At 69.7% G+C, this 15455-nt stretch carries 12 protein-coding genes; 8 read left to right on the top strand and 4 right to left on the bottom strand.

What is annotated here, in order from left to right; genetic code table 11:
• Positions 1-256: 256 nt before the first annotated feature.
• Together AC07NX_RS04875 and AC07NX_RS04870 are read left to right on the top strand one after the other, a co-directional pair.
• Positions 257-802 (top strand): DUF2971 domain-containing protein, encoded by a 546-nt coding sequence (locus tag AC07NX_RS04875; RefSeq protein ID WP_494639610.1) that lies wholly within the window; start codon positions 257-259, stop codon positions 800-802.
• 154 nt (positions 803-956) lie between these two features.
• The gene (locus AC07NX_RS04870; RefSeq protein ID WP_494639608.1) at positions 957-2207 is read left to right on the top strand and encodes an MgtC/SapB family protein; all 1251 of its coding nucleotides are present in this window, start codon (positions 957-959) and stop codon (positions 2205-2207) included.
• A gap of 31 nt (positions 2208-2238) precedes the next feature.
• On the opposite strand, the gene AC07NX_RS04865 is transcribed toward AC07NX_RS04870, so the two are convergent.
• Positions 2239-2838 (bottom strand): NAD(P)H-dependent oxidoreductase, encoded by a 600-nt coding sequence (locus tag AC07NX_RS04865; RefSeq protein ID WP_494639607.1) that lies wholly within the window; start codon positions 2836-2838, stop codon positions 2239-2241.
• Between the two features lie 267 nt (positions 2839-3105).
• Here AC07NX_RS04865 and AC07NX_RS04860 point away from each other — a divergent pair, with 267 nt between their 5' ends.
• From AC07NX_RS04860 to AC07NX_RS04845, 4 genes are read left to right on the top strand one after another with little or no spacing between them, the layout of a single operon-like run.
• Positions 3106-4785 (top strand): MBL fold metallo-hydrolase, encoded by a 1680-nt coding sequence (locus AC07NX_RS04860; RefSeq protein WP_494640021.1) that lies wholly within the window; start codon positions 3106-3108, stop codon positions 4783-4785.
• Positions 4786-4818: 33 nt separating this feature from the next.
• Positions 4819-5148: a hypothetical protein gene (locus AC07NX_RS04855; protein ID WP_494639605.1), complete on the top strand. Its 330-nt coding sequence runs from the start codon at positions 4819-4821 to the stop codon at positions 5146-5148.
• 8 nt (positions 5149-5156) lie between these two features.
• Positions 5157-7607, top strand: a complete 2451-nt coding sequence (locus AC07NX_RS04850) for a cation-translocating P-type ATPase (RefSeq protein WP_494639603.1) — start codon at positions 5157-5159, stop codon at positions 7605-7607.
• A gap of 59 nt (positions 7608-7666) precedes the next feature.
• A complete protein-coding gene (locus AC07NX_RS04845) occupies positions 7667-8518 on the top strand; it encodes a universal stress protein (protein WP_494639601.1) in 852 nt (283 codons plus the stop codon).
• 90 nt (positions 8519-8608) lie between these two features.
• Here the strand turns inward: AC07NX_RS04845 and AC07NX_RS04840 are convergent, their stop codons facing one another.
• The 3 genes from AC07NX_RS04840 to AC07NX_RS04830 all read right to left on the bottom strand — a co-directional run bounded on the left by AC07NX_RS04840 (position 8609) and on the right by AC07NX_RS04830 (position 12751).
• Positions 8609-9118 (bottom strand): pyridoxamine 5'-phosphate oxidase family protein, encoded by a 510-nt coding sequence (locus AC07NX_RS04840; RefSeq protein ID WP_494639599.1) that lies wholly within the window; start codon positions 9116-9118, stop codon positions 8609-8611.
• A gap of 39 nt (positions 9119-9157) precedes the next feature.
• Entirely contained in the window at positions 9158-9829 is a 672-nt protein-coding gene (locus AC07NX_RS04835) for a helix-turn-helix domain-containing protein (RefSeq protein ID WP_494639597.1), read from the bottom strand.
• Between the two features lie 240 nt (positions 9830-10069).
• Positions 10070-12751, bottom strand: a complete 2682-nt coding sequence (locus AC07NX_RS04830) for a bifunctional acetate--CoA ligase family protein/GNAT family N-acetyltransferase (RefSeq protein ID WP_494639595.1) — start codon at positions 12749-12751, stop codon at positions 10070-10072.
• 210 nt (positions 12752-12961) lie between these two features.
• Here AC07NX_RS04830 and AC07NX_RS04825 point away from each other — a divergent pair, with 210 nt between their 5' ends.
• Both AC07NX_RS04825 and AC07NX_RS04820 read left to right on the top strand, forming a co-directional pair.
• Complete coding sequence (locus tag AC07NX_RS04825; RefSeq protein WP_494639593.1) at positions 12962-14845, top strand: PAS domain S-box protein; 1884 nt, start codon at positions 12962-12964, stop codon at positions 14843-14845.
• A complete protein-coding gene (locus AC07NX_RS04820) occupies positions 14835-15455 on the top strand; it encodes a response regulator transcription factor (protein WP_494639591.1) in 621 nt (206 codons plus the stop codon). Before AC07NX_RS04825 ends, AC07NX_RS04820 begins: the two co-directional genes overlap by 11 nt.

Raw genomic sequence — 15455 nt, 5'->3', positions numbered from 1 at the left:
GGCTGCTCATAGAGACAGGGGCCGCCTGTCCTGATGGCCTTTAGGTTCGCCTTCAGGTCCGCGCTCGTCGGATCTAGGGCGATCGCCTCAGTCTCGATCCGCACGGCCCTGTCGATCTCGTCCGCGACCGCCAGGGCGCAGGCCAGGGTGTCGAGATAGTTGGCGCCGCCAGATCGAGCTTGGCCTTGTCGCCCCCCCTGGCGATCCTCATGACCCTGCGGCTGGGCCCCTTATCGCCAAGACGTTCCGAAAGGTGATGGCTGCTGCGGCCGACGAGTTCGAGGTTCTGCTGCTCGAACAGGTGAGACGGGGACTGGTGCTCGTTTTCAGTTGTAGCGAGACCTGGGCTTCGGTGCCGATGTGGGCCCACTACGCGGGCAACCACACCGGGTTCGCCATAGGCCTCGAACCGGCTACGGCTTTTCCCAACCCGAACCCTAAGTCGGACAAGCGGTTCCTGCCTGCTCTGAAAGTGAAGTACGTCCGGCGCCAGCCGTGCATCAGCATGTCCGACATGGACACTAGCAATTTCCTGACGGCCAAGATGGACCACTGGACCTACGAGAAGGAGTGGCGCTTCATGAACATGCCCGATGGCGCGGCCCCGCGCGGCGGCGTCGTCAACGGCCATGAGTTGCTGCTGTTCGACTTCCGCCCGGACGCCATTCGAAAAATCGTGCCGGGCGCCAACTGCGCACCAGAAACCGTGGCTGAAGAAGAGGTATTTATGTCTTCCAAGGGCGCCGGCTATCGTCGGCGCTCTTTTCGTTTGACGGCATCGGTCGGGTGGGGGCTTGCCTGAACCGTTTGCTCACGGTGATCGAACCGGTCGCCTACGCCAGCGCCGCCGCCCGTTGACCGCCGAGGGAATGTCGAGCCGTTTGATCTGGCGCAGGACGGCTCCGCCAGTCTGAGCCAGAGTGAGGCCTGGGCTCTCAAGCGAACGGGGACTGGGTGTGGCGGCGGAACCTTTCGAGCGGCTCGGGCTGGCCTTGGCCATCGGCTTCCTGATCGGCATCGAGCGGGGCTGGCGGGCGCGCGACGTCGCCGAAGGGGGGCGGGCCGCCGGACTGCGCACCTACGCCCTGTCGGGTCTGCTGGGCGGGGTCTCGGGGATGCTGAGCCAGGCCCTGGGCGGCTGGGCCATGCTGACGCTTGGCTTGCCGTTCGCGGCGGCCTTCATCCTCTTCAAGCAACGGGAACAGCGCGACGACAACGACCACTCGGCCACCGCCATCGTCGCGGGCCTGCTGACCTTCGGGCTCGGGGCCTTGGCGGCGATCGGCGATGAGCGCGTCGCCGCCGCCGCCGCCGTGGCGGTCGCGGCCCTGCTGGCGGGCAAGGAGGTGCTGCACACCTGGCTCAAGCGCCTGACCTGGCCCGAACTCCGAGATGCGTTGGTCCTGCTCGCCATGACCTTCGTGGCCTTGCCGCTTCTGCCAAACCGCCCCTTTGGCCCCTACGGCCTGGTCAACTTCGCGGAACTCTGGGTGCTGACCATTGCCATGGCGGCGATTTCCTTTGTCGCCTACGCCGCGATCAAGGTGTGGGGACCGGCCCGGGGCGCGTTGCTGGCCAGCGCGGCCGGCGCGCTGGTCTCGTCGACAGCGGTGACCTTCTATCTGGCTCGACTGCAAAAGGAAGCCCCCAACCCCTTCGCCCTGGCGGGCGCGGCCCTGGTCGCCAGCGCCATCATGGCGATCCGGCTGGGGGCCATCACCTTGGCGCTCTGGCCGCCCTTGTTCTGGTCGCTGTCGGCGCCGCTGGGCGTGTTCGCCGCGCTCTCGACGGTCCTTGGCTTGGGGGCGACCGCCTTGGCGTCGACCGGTGAGGCCGCGCCGTCGTCGTCCTCGGCCAAGAGCCCCTTTGAACTGGCGCTGGTGCTGAAATTCGCCCTGGTGTTGGGCGTCATCATGGCGGCGTCAAGGATCGCCGCCGGCCTTTACGGTCCGTCCGGCCTTCTGCCGGTGGCGGCGCTCGGCGGCCTGGTCGACGCCGACGCGGTCACCCTGTCGGCCGCCCGCATGAGCGCGGGGGGCATGGCCATCGGCGTCGCCGGCCAGGCGGTGCTGCTGGCCGCCACGGTCGACAGCTGTTCGAAGATGGTCATCGCCTGGGTGGTGGGCGGCGCGCGCTTTGGCGCCCTCTATGCGGCGGGAACCCTGTTGGCCCTGGCCGCAGCGGCCGGTGTCTGGGCGTGGCTCTGAAGCCTTTCATCGCGACTGGCCCGAGCGCGTCCTATGCGAGCGCGGGTGCGAACAGGTCGTCCAGGCGCGTGCGAACCTGGTCCAGCACGTCGGCCACGGACTCGGCGGTGATGTTGGACACGATGGAGCCGAAGTGCTCGTGGTCCAAGACCCGCAAGCCACAGACGCCCGACAGGTGCAGGTCGAACACCGTCATCAGGGCCTTCAAGGCGCCGGTGTCGTTCACCCAGTCCTCGGGCGCGCCGGAGGTCGAAAAGCTGAGCAGGGTCTTGTCGTCGAGCAGCGATTCCGCGCCCCCAGCGCCCGGCGCATAGCCAAAGCCCATGCTGAACACCCGGTCGACATAGCCCTTGAGAATGGCGGGAGGCGCGTTGAACCAGAAGGGATAGACGAAGATGAAGCTGTCGACCTCGCCGATCAGCCGCCGTTCGGCGACCACGTCGGCGGCCGGATGCGCGCCCGACGGGGAGGGCAGTTCCTCGGCTTTCAGGCGCGGGTCGAAATCCAGCGCATAGAGGTCGCGCAAGACCACGGTGTGGTTGGTGGCGCGCAGGTGCTCGACACAGGTTCGGGCGATGGCGGCGCAGAAGCTGGTGGGCTTGGGGTGGGCGAGGATGACGGCGTGTTTCATGGGGCGGCTCCCAAACAGCGACATGCTGACCCACGAAGACTAGTCGCCGGAGCGGCCGCCAAATTGATCCAGATCAGGGATCGGGACATGGCCTGGCCGATGCTGTCGGCCGCAGGAGGCGCCGATGATCACGGATGGACGAACCTTGGTGGTGGCGGCCGACGGCGGGCGAGCCCGTGCTACGGCGTGGCGCGCCGTGAGCCGGGCTTCCTTTGGCGCGACCGATCGCGCCGTGTCCGACCTGATCCGTCTCCGCGAGGTTCTATCATGACCCCGATCCTATCCTTTCACGGCGCCGCCGGCTGCGTGACAGGCTCGTGCGCCCGCCTGCAGACGCAGGCGGCGACGATCCTGGTCGATTGCGGCATGTTCCAGGGCTCGAAGACCCTCAAGGCGCTGAACTATGGCGAGTTTCCATTTGATCCGAGCCAGGTCGACGCCGTCCTGCTCACCCATGCCCATGTCGATCATTGCGGTCTGCTTCCCAAGCTGATGCTCGCGGGCTTCGAGGGGCCGATCTATGCGACGGCGGCGACGCGCGATCTCTGCGCGGTGATGCTCGCCGACGCCGGCGGCATCCAGGAAGGGGAGGTGGCGGCGCTCAACCGGCGCAACCAGAGACGAGGCCTGGCGCCCGTCGAACCGATCTATACCGAGGCTGACGCCGTCCGGGTCATGAAGCAGTTTCGGAAGGTCAAGCTGGGCGAGCCGGTGACGGTCGCGCCGGGAATTTCGGCGGTCTATTGGGAGGCCGGCCACATTCTGGGCTCGGCCTCGATCGAGGTCGTCGTTGGCCCCGCCGGCGCCGAGAAGCGCCTGCTTTTCTCGGGAGACCTCGGCTCGGGCGGCAGCGACTTCGTCGCCGACCCGCAAGGCCCCAAGGGCGTCGATCACCTGATCCTCGAATCCACCTATGGCGATCGCGAGCGCGCGGCCATCAGCGGCGTCGCCCGCCGTGCGGCCCTGGCCGAGGAACTCAAGGCCGCCCACGCCGCGGGCGGACCGCTGCTCATCCCGGCCTTCGCACTGGAACGCAGTCAGGAACTGCTGGTCGATCTGCTGCAGTTGATGGAGGACGGGAACGCGCCGCGCGGCGACATCTTCCTGGACTCGCCCCTGGCCATCGAGGCCTCCAAGGTGTTCCTCGAACGGGGCTGGAATCCCGCCCTCCAGCGCAACCCATTCGAGCCGGTCCGGCCCTCCGAACATCTTCGCTTCCTGGACAAGCCCTGGGATAGCGACGGCCTGGAGCGCCTCTCCGGCTGGCATGTGATCCTGGCGGCCAGCGGCATGTGCGACGCCGGGCGCGTGCGCAAGCACCTCAAGCGATTGCTGTGGCGCAACGAGGCGACGGTGCTGCTGTGCGGGTTCCAGGCGGCGGGTACGCTGGGTCGACTGCTCGCTGACGGCGCGGAGCGTGTCAGCATCCAGGGCGACGAGGTTCGGGTCCGCGCGCGGGTGCGCAAGCTCGACGCCTACTCGGCCCATGCCGACGCGACGGGCCTGACACGCTGGGCGCTCGATCGGGCGCCCGTCGCCGGGTCGATCCTGCTGGCCCATGGCGAGCCGGACGCCGCCGCGGGGCTGCGCGATCGGCTGACCGTCGCCGGCTTCGACGCGGACGCCATCCTGATCCCCGACCTGGACGACGGCTTCGACCTGACCGAAGACGGTGCGATCCCAAGACAGCCGTCGCCGGCCCGACTGGCGCCCCACGCCGCCGCCAAGCTCGACTGGCATAATCACCGGGTCGCCTTCCAGATGGCGCTCAACGCCGCCCTGGAAGGGGCGCATGACGATGCAGCCCGCGAGGCGCTGCTGCGCCGCCTGAGCGCGGTCGTCGACGGCCAAGTTGTCGACGGAGATTCTCAGCCGTCCCGAGCGCGGGCCGGTTCGCATGAACTTGACCCAGGTCAACACCGGTCACCGCGAGAAGGTGCGTTGTAGGACCTCATCCCACCCTCTTTGCAAGGCAAGACAATGTCAGCTCGCAAGATCAAAACGCTCGCTCGCGACGGCCGTGACGCTTTCGAAAACGTCACCGAACACCTCAGGACCATGGTCGATCACCTGGGCCGCGACGCCGGCGACGCGGTCTCGGTGAGCGCCGTGGCCCTGGGCCATGCGGCCATCGAGCTGGTCGGCGATGTCCAGACCAAGCTCGATCGGCTCGAGACAGCGGCTGAGCGACGGATCCGACGCCATCCCGGTGAAGCCCTGGCGGCCACCGCGGCCGGCGCGGCCCTGGTCGCCGCCGCCGCGGCCAGTCTCGTCACCTATGCCGTGACCCGCCGGGCCCGCGGCGCATAGACACGCCCGTGACGGATCGCGCCAATGGCCTGGACGAGGACGAGGCGGCGCGTCGCCTCGCCCTCGTCGGCCCCAATCAGATCGACCCGCCGCGCACGCGCTCGGTGGGGCAAATCGTGCTGGGGACGATCCGCGAACCGATGTTCGGCCTGCTCCTGGCGGCCTCGGGCCTCTATCTGGCGCTTGGCGATCTGGCCGAAGGCCTGCTGCTGACCTTGGCGGCGGTGGCCACCATCGTCCAAGTCGTGTTCCAGGAGGCGCGCAGCGAACGGGCCCTCAAGGCGCTGCGCGACCTGGCCGAGCCCATGGTGCGGCTGGTTCGCGGCGGGATCGAGCGCCCGGCGTCATCGCGCGTGCTGGTGCCCGGCGATGTTGTGCTGGTGGGGGAGGGGCAGCGCGTGCCCGCCGACGCCCAGCTGATCGACGGAGAACTCCTGACCATCGACGAGGCGGCCTTGACGGGCGAATCCATTCCGGTTCAGCGCGCGCCGGGCGTGGCGGACGGCCCGTCCGGCGCGATCTTCGCGGGGACGCTGGTCGTCTCGGGCCAGGGGGTGGCCGAGGTGACCGCCACGGGGTCTCGAACCGCCATCGGCAAGATCGGCGCGGCGCTAGCCACCCTGGAGACGTCGCCGGCTCCGCTACGGAAGGCTCTCACAAGACTGGTCGGGTGGCTCGGCCTGGCCGCCGGCCTGTTCTGTGTCCTGGTCGTTGTCGCCTACGGCTTGATGCGAGGCGACTGGCTCGAGGCCGCCCTGGCGGGCATCACGGTCGCGATCGCGATGATCCCGGAAGAGTTCCCGATGGTGTTGTCGGTCTTTCTGGCCCTGGGAGCATGGCGGCTTGGCCGTCACAACGTGCTGGTGCGCCGCGGGGCGGTGATCGAGACCCTTGGCGGGGCCACCGTGCTCTGCGTCGACAAGACCGGCACCCTGACCGAAAACCGCATGACAGTCGCCGCCCTCTGGACGCGGGCCGCGCGGTGCCCGCCCTCGCCGCCGGACGCGCCCGTTCCCCATCCCCTGCTGGCGACCGCGAGCCTGGCCTGCGCCGCCCGCCCGGTCGATCCGATGGACCGCGCGCTGACGGCCTTGGCGCGGCCGCCGGCCGACGCGCGCCTCGAACGTGTCTGGCCTCTACGGACAGAGCGCCTGGCCGTGGTCCAGGCTTGGCGTCGCGCCGACCAGAGCCTGCTGCTGGCCGCCAAGGGTGCGCCGGAAGCGATCTTCGCCCTGTGTCGCCTGACGCCCGACGAGATAGCGCCCATCCGTGCGGCGCTTGAAACCCTGGCGCTCGAAGGCCTGCGCGTGCTGGCCGTCGCCGAGGCGGTCGAGGGCGGCGAGACGCCGGAGGAGCCCGAGGGCGCCCGTTTCAGCTTCCGCGGCCTTGTCGGGTTCGCCGATCCGCTGCGGTCCGACGCGGCCGCTGCGGTGCGCGAAGCGCGGGCGGCCGGCGTCAAGGTGATGATGATCACCGGCGACTATCCGGCCACGGCCCTGAACATCGCGCGCCAGGCCGGCCTCGACGTGGCGGCCGGCGTCCTGACCGGCGAGGACATCGCCCGGCTCGACCAGGCGGCGCTGGGCGCGCGCCTGGCGGAGGTTCGCGTGTTCGCGCGCGTGCGGCCCGAACAGAAGCTGGCCCTGGTGGAAGCCCTGAAAGCCAACGGCGAGATCGTCGCCATGACCGGCGATGGCGTCAATGACGCACCGGCCCTGGAGGCGGCCCATATCGGCATCGCCATGGGCCTGCGCGGCACGGACGTGGCCCGCGAAGCCGCCGACCTGATCCTGCTGGACGACAGCCTGGCCTCGATCGTCGGCGGCGTCCGGCTGGGCCGGCGGATCTATGACAATCTGCGGCGCGCCCTGACCTACGTCACCGCCATCCACGTGCCGATCGCCGGCCTGGCCCTGGCGCCGGTGCTGCTCGGCGCGCCGCCGATGCTGTTTCCGGTGCAGGTGGTGTTTCTCGAACTGGTCATCGACCCGGTCTGCTCCCTGGTCTTCGAAGGCGAAGCCAGCGATCGCGACAGCATGAAACGGCCGCCCCGCTCGCCCCGGGCCAGTCTGTTTGGCGCGCGGCAGATCGCCCAAGGCGCCCTGCGGGGGGCGGTGATCTTGGCCGTGGTGCTGGCCCTCTATCTCTGGGGCCTCACCTGGATGCCCGCCGCCCAGGCGCGGGCCGGCGCCTTCGCGGCCCTGGTGGTCGGCAACCTGACCCTGGCCGTCACCACCGCCACGGGGCGCGACGGCCGGCTGCTGGATGCGCGGCGCTGGGTGTTCTGGACGATCGCCGCGGTCGCGGGGACCATCCTGCTCCTGGTCTTGTCGACGCCGGGTTTGGCGGCCCTCTTCCGCATGGCGACGCCGCCGGCTGGGTTCGTGGCGATTTGCGTGGCGGCGGGCGGCGCGGCGGCGGGCTGGACCTGGGCGCAGAGGATGATGCGGCGGACCTGATCCAGATCAAGGCCGGGGCGGCGGCAAGGTCCGAAATGGCCGTCGAAAAGGAGCTTCCCATGGCTTTCAAGGATATTCTCCTCCAGCTGGACAGCTATCCGGAGCCGACCCCGCTGGCTGTGATCGAACGCGGCGTCTGGTGGGCGCGGCACCTGGGAGCAACGCTCACGGCCTTGGCCGTCGATATCCAGATCCCGGTTCACAGCAACAGGGTCGCCGACTATCTGATCGGGCTGACGGACCTGGCCCGCGCCGAGGAGGCCAAGTCCCATCGCCAGGGCCAGGAAGCGCTCGCTCAAGCCGCCGCCTGCGCCCTGCGCGCCGAGGTCGAATTCCTCGTCCACACCCACCGGGCTCATCTTTTCGACATCGGTGAGCACATCGCCAGGATGGCGCGGACGCGGGATCTTTGCATCGTGCCGCTGAGCGGGCGGTTCGACGAGCAGCAGGGCGTGGTCAGGACCGTGGTCTTCGGCTCGGGCGGTCCGACCCTGATCCTGGACGAAACCGCCGTCGAGGCGCGCACCAGCGGCTGCGCGCGGGTGGTGGTGGCCTGGGACGGCGGCGCCAGCGCCGCGCGCGCCCTGTCCGACAGCCTTCCTGTTCTGGCCAAGGCCGACGCCGTCACGGTGTTGACCATCAGCGGTGACAAGCCCGGGGTCGACGACCAGACGGGCCTGGACGTCGTGCGCCACCTGCACAGCCACGGGATCACCGCCCAGGCCAAGGCGCTGGCGCCCGACCATGGCTCCGCCGGGGCGGCCATCGAGCACTATGTCCGCCAAGTCGACGCCGATCTCCTGGTGATGGGGGCCTATGGCCACGCGCGGCTGCGCGACTTCGTGCTCGGCGGCGCCACCGAATATCTCCTTCACAAACCGCCGACCGCGCTCTGGATGGCGCATGCCTGAAACGCCTCTGGCGGCGCTCTGTCGGGCAGGGGGGCAGCGCCCACGCGCGGCGACGGCCGCGCCGTGGCGTCGCGCACGATCGCCCGGTCGCTAGGCGTCGGCGGGTTCGAGGCGCCAATCCGGCTGCACGGCGAACAGTTGGATCCGTCCGGGGCGCGCGGCGTAGTCGATCAACGACACCCATTGCGGCGTGAACCGCAGCAGGGCCACGGCGTGCCCGGAGGGGTGGGGCTCGAAGCGGGCGAACTCGGGCGTTCCCCAGATCTTCCGATTGAGCGCATCGACCCAAAGCGGATCCTCGATCAGGGTTGCGCGACCGGCGAGGGACAGGCCCTGGGGCGGACCGTCGGCGTCGCCGCCGATCGCGATCGAGATCCGAGGGTCGGCGGCGATATTGGCGCGTTTCTGGCTGTCCTGCGCCACCAGGAAATACAGCGTCAGCCCGTCGGCGAGATAGTTCACCAAGGTCGCTTGCGGCCAGCCATCGGGGCGCAGCGTCGCCACGCTCATCAGATGGTGGCGGGCCAGGATCGCGCTGACCTTGGCCTCGGGAGAGCCAAGCGGCTCGGGTGGCTCAGTGGCGGGATGGTCTTGAGCCATGACGTCCTCCTATGGACTTCGCGGGGCTAGCCTACTGACTCAGGCCGCGACCAGGTCGGTCAGGCGATCGGGGGCGGCTATGCGAAATCGCCGGCAGCTCTCCAGAGCCACCAGGCCGTCGGCCTGCAGTTGGGTGATCATTCTCGACACGGTCTCGATGGTCAGGCCCAGATGATCGGCGATGTCCTGGCGGCTCATCGCCAGTTCGCTCCAGGCCGCGCCCTGGCGCTCGGCCACGCCCGATAGGAACCCGGCCACCCGCTCATAGGCGCTCTTGCGCGCCAGCAGCATCATATGATCCTGAGCGCGGCCCAGTTCCTGACCCGTGGCGCGCCAGATCAGACGCTCCAGACGCTCGCCAGCCTCCCCGTAGTGCTTCAGAGCCGAGCGTTTGGCCACCAGGATCTTGCTGTCGCACAAGGCTTCGGCCGAGGCGCGGTGTGTGGGGCCCGTCTCCAGACCAAACAGGTCGCCAGGATAGTAGAAGCCGGCGATCTGCCGACGGCCATCAGCGAGCAGGCGGGAGGCGCGGACCGCGCCGCGCTGAACCTGGTAGACCATATCGGTCTGCTCATCCTGGGCGTAGATTTCCTCGCCAGAGGAGAAGTTCATGCCAACGCCGATCGCGCTGAAGATCTCGACGGGCGAAACCGCCTGAGCGCGCGGGTCAGTAACGTCGGCGCAATCTCGCAGAAAAGCCGGCATGGACATCAAACGTCTCCTTGAGCGGTCGACCTCAGGGATAGGTGAACGGCGCCGGACCGCCCATTGGGATGTTTACGTAGTCGCTACCACGACCGGACTACGATGCCGCCGCCCGCCCAGGCTCGTTGCTTCGGTGCTCGCCGTTCCCGACAATGTCCGCGGCGTCGACGTCACCTGCTCGGCGATGGCCGCCTGGGACGGCTCGCCGCCGGTCATGGCGAACTTGCGGGCGGTCTCGGATCGGACCTAGGCGTCGACGCTGGCGTCGATCCGACGTTCGACGATCCGCAGGCTGGTGTCGTCCGGGCAGATCCGGGCGGTGAAGCCCATGTCGCGCTCGAGCTGAAGGGCGGCGACATGGTCGGCGCTTTCCAGTGAATGGACGATCCTGACGCCCCGGGCGCGCGCATAGGCCAGAACGTGGTTGAGCAGGGTCCAGCCCAGGCCGTGGCCCTTCAGGTCGCTGCGCACCGTGACGGCCACCTCGGCGCGCTCGGGATCGGCGCCAGATACAAGCATGGCGGTGGCGATGACCGTCCGGCCACCGGCCTCAAAGGCCAGGAAGGTCATGGTGCGCCGGTAGTCGACCTGGGTCATCAAGGCCAGCCGGTCGGCATCCACGGTGCGCAGGGGCGACAGAAACCGCAGTCGCAGGTCTTCGGTGTCGAGCCGCGCGAAGAAGGCGGCGACGGCCGGGGTGTCGTCGGGACGCACCGGTCGAACGTGGAAGGCCAGGCCGCTTCGGGTCCGCAGGTCGGCGGCCCATTCCATGGGCACGGGCTGGATGACCAGGCGCGAGGCGGGGCTGGCGTCCTGGGTGATCACGATGCGGGCGTCGAGCGCCAGGACGCCGTAGGCGTCGACGCGCAAGGGGTTGATGTCCAGCTCCGCGATGTCGGGCAGGTCGACGGCGATCGCCGAGAGCGCCTCCAGGGCGGCGACCACCCCGGCGATGTCGGCTTGGGGTTCGTCACGATAGCCGGCCAGCAAGCGCGATATCCGGGTCTTGGCGATCATCGCCCGCGCCAGGTCGCCGTCGAGGGGCGGCAGGCCCAGGGCGCGATCCTTGAGCACCTCGACCGCCTTGCCGCCGGCTCCGACCATCAGCACCGGACCGAAGGTGGCGTCCTGGGCCAGGCCGACGATGAGTTCGTGGGCGTGGCCCGGCGGGATCATGGTCTCCACCGCGAACCCCGTGATCACGGCCTCGGGGAGGGTCTGGGCTATGCGCGCGGCCATGGCCGCGGCGGCGGCGCTGGCCGCCCCGGCGTTTTGGAGATCGAGGGCGACGCCGCCGACGTCGGACTTATGGCTGATCTGCGGTGAGACGATCTTGACGGCGTAGGGCGGGGCGAGATCCACGCAGATCCCGGCGACGTCCTGGGCGGTGGGGGCCAGGCGGGTCGGGACGGTGGCGACGCCGTAGGCCTTCAGCAGCGCCTTGGCCTCGATTTCGTTGAGCAGGGTTCGGCCCTCCGCTCGCGCGGCCTGGATCAGCGCCCTGGCGGCGGCGCGGTCGCGGACGCGCTCGTCGTGGCCAGTAGGCGCGGCCATCAGGCTGCCCTTGGCGCGGCGGGCGGCGAGGAGATGGCCGAAGGCCCGCGCGGCGGCGTCGGGGGTTCCAAACATCGGAATGCCGGCGGCGCTGAGGATCGGCCCGGCGGCGTCCTGGTTGGCGTCGCCCAGCCAGCAGGCGATCACCGGCTTGCGCACGCCGCGTCCGCGAGCCGCCACGACGCCGGCGGCCACGCCCCGCGCGATGTCGCCCGGCTTGGACAAGGCGGTGGGACAGTTCATGACCAGGACCGCGTCGACCCCGCCGTCCGCCAGCACCGCATCGAGCGTCAGGCCATAGCGCTCGGCGGGCGCGTCGCCCATCAGGTCCACGGGATCACCGTGCGACCAGCCGGCGGGGAGGGCGGCGTTCAGGCGCGCCAAGGTTTGCGGTTCAAGTTCGGCGAGAACGCCGCCCCCCGTCGCCATGGCGTCCAGCGCCAGGATGCCGGCTCCGCCGCCGTTGGTGACGATGGCCAGGCGGTCGCCGGCCAGGCTTCGCCCGGCGCGCAACACCGCGGCGGCGTCGAAGAGGTCGGTCAGGGTCTCGACCTGGACGACGCCCGCCCGCTCGAAGGCGCAGGCGTGGACGTCGTAGGCGCCGGCCAGGGCGCCGGTGTGGGAGCGCACGGCCTTGCCGCTGGCGGCGTTGCGCCCGGCCTTCAAGGCGATCACCGGCTTGATGCGCGCGGCCGCGCGGGCCGCGGACATGAACTTGGCCGCGTTGGTGACGCCCTCGACATAGAGCAGGATGGCCTCGGTGTGGGGATCGGCGGCGAAGAGGTCGATCAGGTCGCCCAGGTCGACCTCGGCCATGTCGCCCACCGAGACGATCCCGGAAAAGCCCAGCTGGCGGGTGTTGGCCCAGTCGATCACGCCGCTCACCAGGGCGCCGCTCTGGGAGATCAGGGCAAGGCCCCCGGGGGCGGGGGCGCCGCGGGCGAAGGAGGCGTTGAGATGGGCGCGGGGGACCAGAAGGCCCAGGCCGTTGGGCCCGACGATCCTCAGACCAAAGGGTTTGGCGGCCTCCAGCATGGCCTGGCGCAGGCCGTTGGCTTCGGTGATCCCCGCGGACAGAACAACGGCGACCTTGGTCCCGGCCGCGCCGAGGTCGGCGATCACCTGGGGAACGCCGGCGGCCGGGATCGCCACCACGGCCAGTTCGGGCGGCTCGGGCAGGCCGGCGATGGTCGCCGACCAGGTTGTGCCGACCATCGACACCGGGCGCGGATTGACCAGATACACCGCACCGGCGAAGCCGCCGGACAACAGGTTTTCGACGACCACCTGCCCCACGGAGCCCAGGCGATCTGAGCCGCCGATCACCGCCACCGAGGCGGGAGAGAGCAGAGGAGCGAGATTGAAGAGCGACATGGCGGCCTCGAGCGTCAAGGCCCGCCGGACGGGGCCGTCGGCGGGCAAAGAACGCGCCGGGGCCCTTGCGCGCCATCCGTAGAATCCCGCATGCAGCCTGCTGCCCAAGCCTTGCCGAACCGGTTTGTAAGCCGCGACGTGAGGAGGCATGATCGACCGTGGTCTGGCCCCGGGGCGGACAGCCACGACCACGGGGAAGGTGAAGACAGCATGGCGTCGGGCTCGGCCCTCCAGCAGGACCAGATAAGGGGTTACGGCGCCGCTCTGGCGGCCTTCGTTCTTGCTGTCGGGATACGCTGGCTCTTGGCCCCCTGGCTGGGGGATCATGCCGCCTATCTGCTCTTCACCGCGCCCATTGCTGTCGCCGCGGTGTTCGGCGGCAGGGGCGCCGGGCTGGGCGCGACCTTTCTGGGCCTCGTCGCCGGTTTCGCCTTCAGCGGTCGCGACCCGTTGGACGCCCTGGCGGCGGCGGAGGCGCTGACCTTCCTGTTGGCGGCGACGGGCATAATTCTGGTGGGGGCGGAAATCGGACGGCTGCGCCAGCGGTCGGCTTCCAGCGAGCAGGGCGCCGCGGCCAGGGCTCGGCAGGCCGAAGATCTCGCCAGCGAATTCAACCTGCTGATCGACGGGGCGACCGAGTACGCGATCTGCATGCTCGATCCCGAAGGGCGGGTGCTGATCTGGAACGCCGGCGGGCAAAGGCTTATGGGCTGGAGCGAGGCCGAAGCCGTCGGCCAGGACGTCGCGACCTTCTATCCGCAGGACACCCGGCAGGCGGGCAAGCCGCAGGCCGACCTCGCCAGGGCCCAGGCCGAAGGCAAGATCGAGGACGAGGCCTGGATCCTGCGCAAGGACGGCTCGGAATTTCTGGCCCATGTCTCGATCACGGCGCTCCATGACCCGGCCGGCGCCTTGCGGGGTTTTGGCAAGGTCGTGCGCGACGTCACCGACCAACGGGCCAGCGAGCGGGCCCTGGACGCCGGCGCGGAGCATCTACGTTCGATCCTGTCCACCGTCCCCGACGCCATGGTGGTCATCGATGAGCGGGGCAAGATCCTGTCGTTCAGCGCCGCCGCCGAGCGCCTGTTCGGCTTTCAGGAGGCCGAGGTGCTGGGCGAGAACGTTCGCCGCCTGATGCCGTCACCCGATCGCGAGCGCCATGACGCCTATATCCAGCGCTATCTCGACACCGGCGAACGCAAGGTCATCGGCATGGGGCGCGTCGTCGTCGGCCTGCGCAAGGACGGCACGACCTTTCCGATGGAGCTGTCGGTCGGCGAGGCCATCGGCCACGGCCCGCGGGTGTTCACCGGTTTTGTCCGTGACCTGACCGATCGCCAACGCACCCAGGCCCGGCTCGAGGAACTCCAGGCCGAGCTGATCCATATCGCCCGGGTCAGCGGCATGGGGACCATGGCCTCGACCCTGGCCCACGAGCTGAACCAGCCGATCACCGCCGTCGCCAACTATGTCGAGGCGGTGCGCGACCTCCTGACCCAGCCGGATCCCGACGACCTGCCGATGATCCGCGAGGCCCTCGACGATGCGGCCGGCGAGGCGATGCGGGCGGGCCATATCGTCCGCCGATTGCGCGATTTCGTCGCCCGGGGCGAGGTCGAAAAGAGCGTCGAGGACCTGCCGTCCGTCATTCACGAAGCCGCCGCCCTGGGCCTGATGGGAGCCCGCGACCAGGGGCTCGATCCGGTGTTCGATCTCGATGCGAAGGCCACGCCCGTCTTGATCGATCGGGTGCAGATCCAGCAGGTGGTGATCAACCTGGCGCGCAACGCGGTCGAGGCGATGGGCGGCGCCGAACAGCCCAGGCTCTGGCTTCGCACGCGCGACCAGGGCGATGGACTGGTGCGCGTGACGATCGCCGACAACGGGCCCGGCGTCGCGCCGAGCATCGCCGGGCAGCTGTTCACGGCGTTTGTCAGCACCAAGACCGAGGGCATGGGGCTGGGGCTGTCGATCTGCCGCACGATCGTCGAGGCCAATGGTGGCCGCATCTGGCATGAGCCAGGGCCAGACGGCGGCTCGCAGTTCCATTTCACATTGGTCAAGGTCGACAAGGAGACCATCCATGAGCGCTAGACGGATGATCCATATCGTCGATGACGAAGAGGCGATCCGTCGCTCGGCCGGGTTCATGCTCAAGACCTCGGGCTATGCGGTCTCGACCTACGCTTCGGGAGACGCCTTTCTGCAGGCCGCCAAGGACGCCGAGCCGGGCTGCGTGCTGCTGGACGTGCGCATGCCGGGCATGGACGGGCTGGAGGTCCAGCAGGTCATGGCCGAGCGCGGCATCGCCATGCCGGTCGTGGTCCTGACCGGACACGGCGACATCACCGTGGCGGTGCGCGCCATGAAGGGCGGGGCGGTCGACTTCATCGAGAAGCCCTTCGAGAAGGCCGTGCTGCTGACCGCCATCGCCGCGGCCTTCGAGCGGCTGGACGATGTCCAGGCCCGCGCCGCGCGGGCGGCCGACGCGGCGGTCGCCATCGCCGCCCTGACCGGCCGCGAGCAGGATGTCCTCAGGGGCATGGCCCAGGGCCTTCCCAACAAGACCATCGCCTTCGACCTGGGCATCTCGCCGCGCACGGTCGAGGTCCATCGCGCCAACCTGATGGCCAAGCTGCAGGTCAAGAGCCTCTCCGAGGCGCTGCGCCTGGCCTTCGCCGCCGGTTTGCAGGACGAGGCCTAA

Source organism: Caulobacter sp. GW821-FHT09A05 (assembly GCF_059418465.1).
This window is presented reverse-complemented; position numbering and strand designations above follow the sequence as displayed.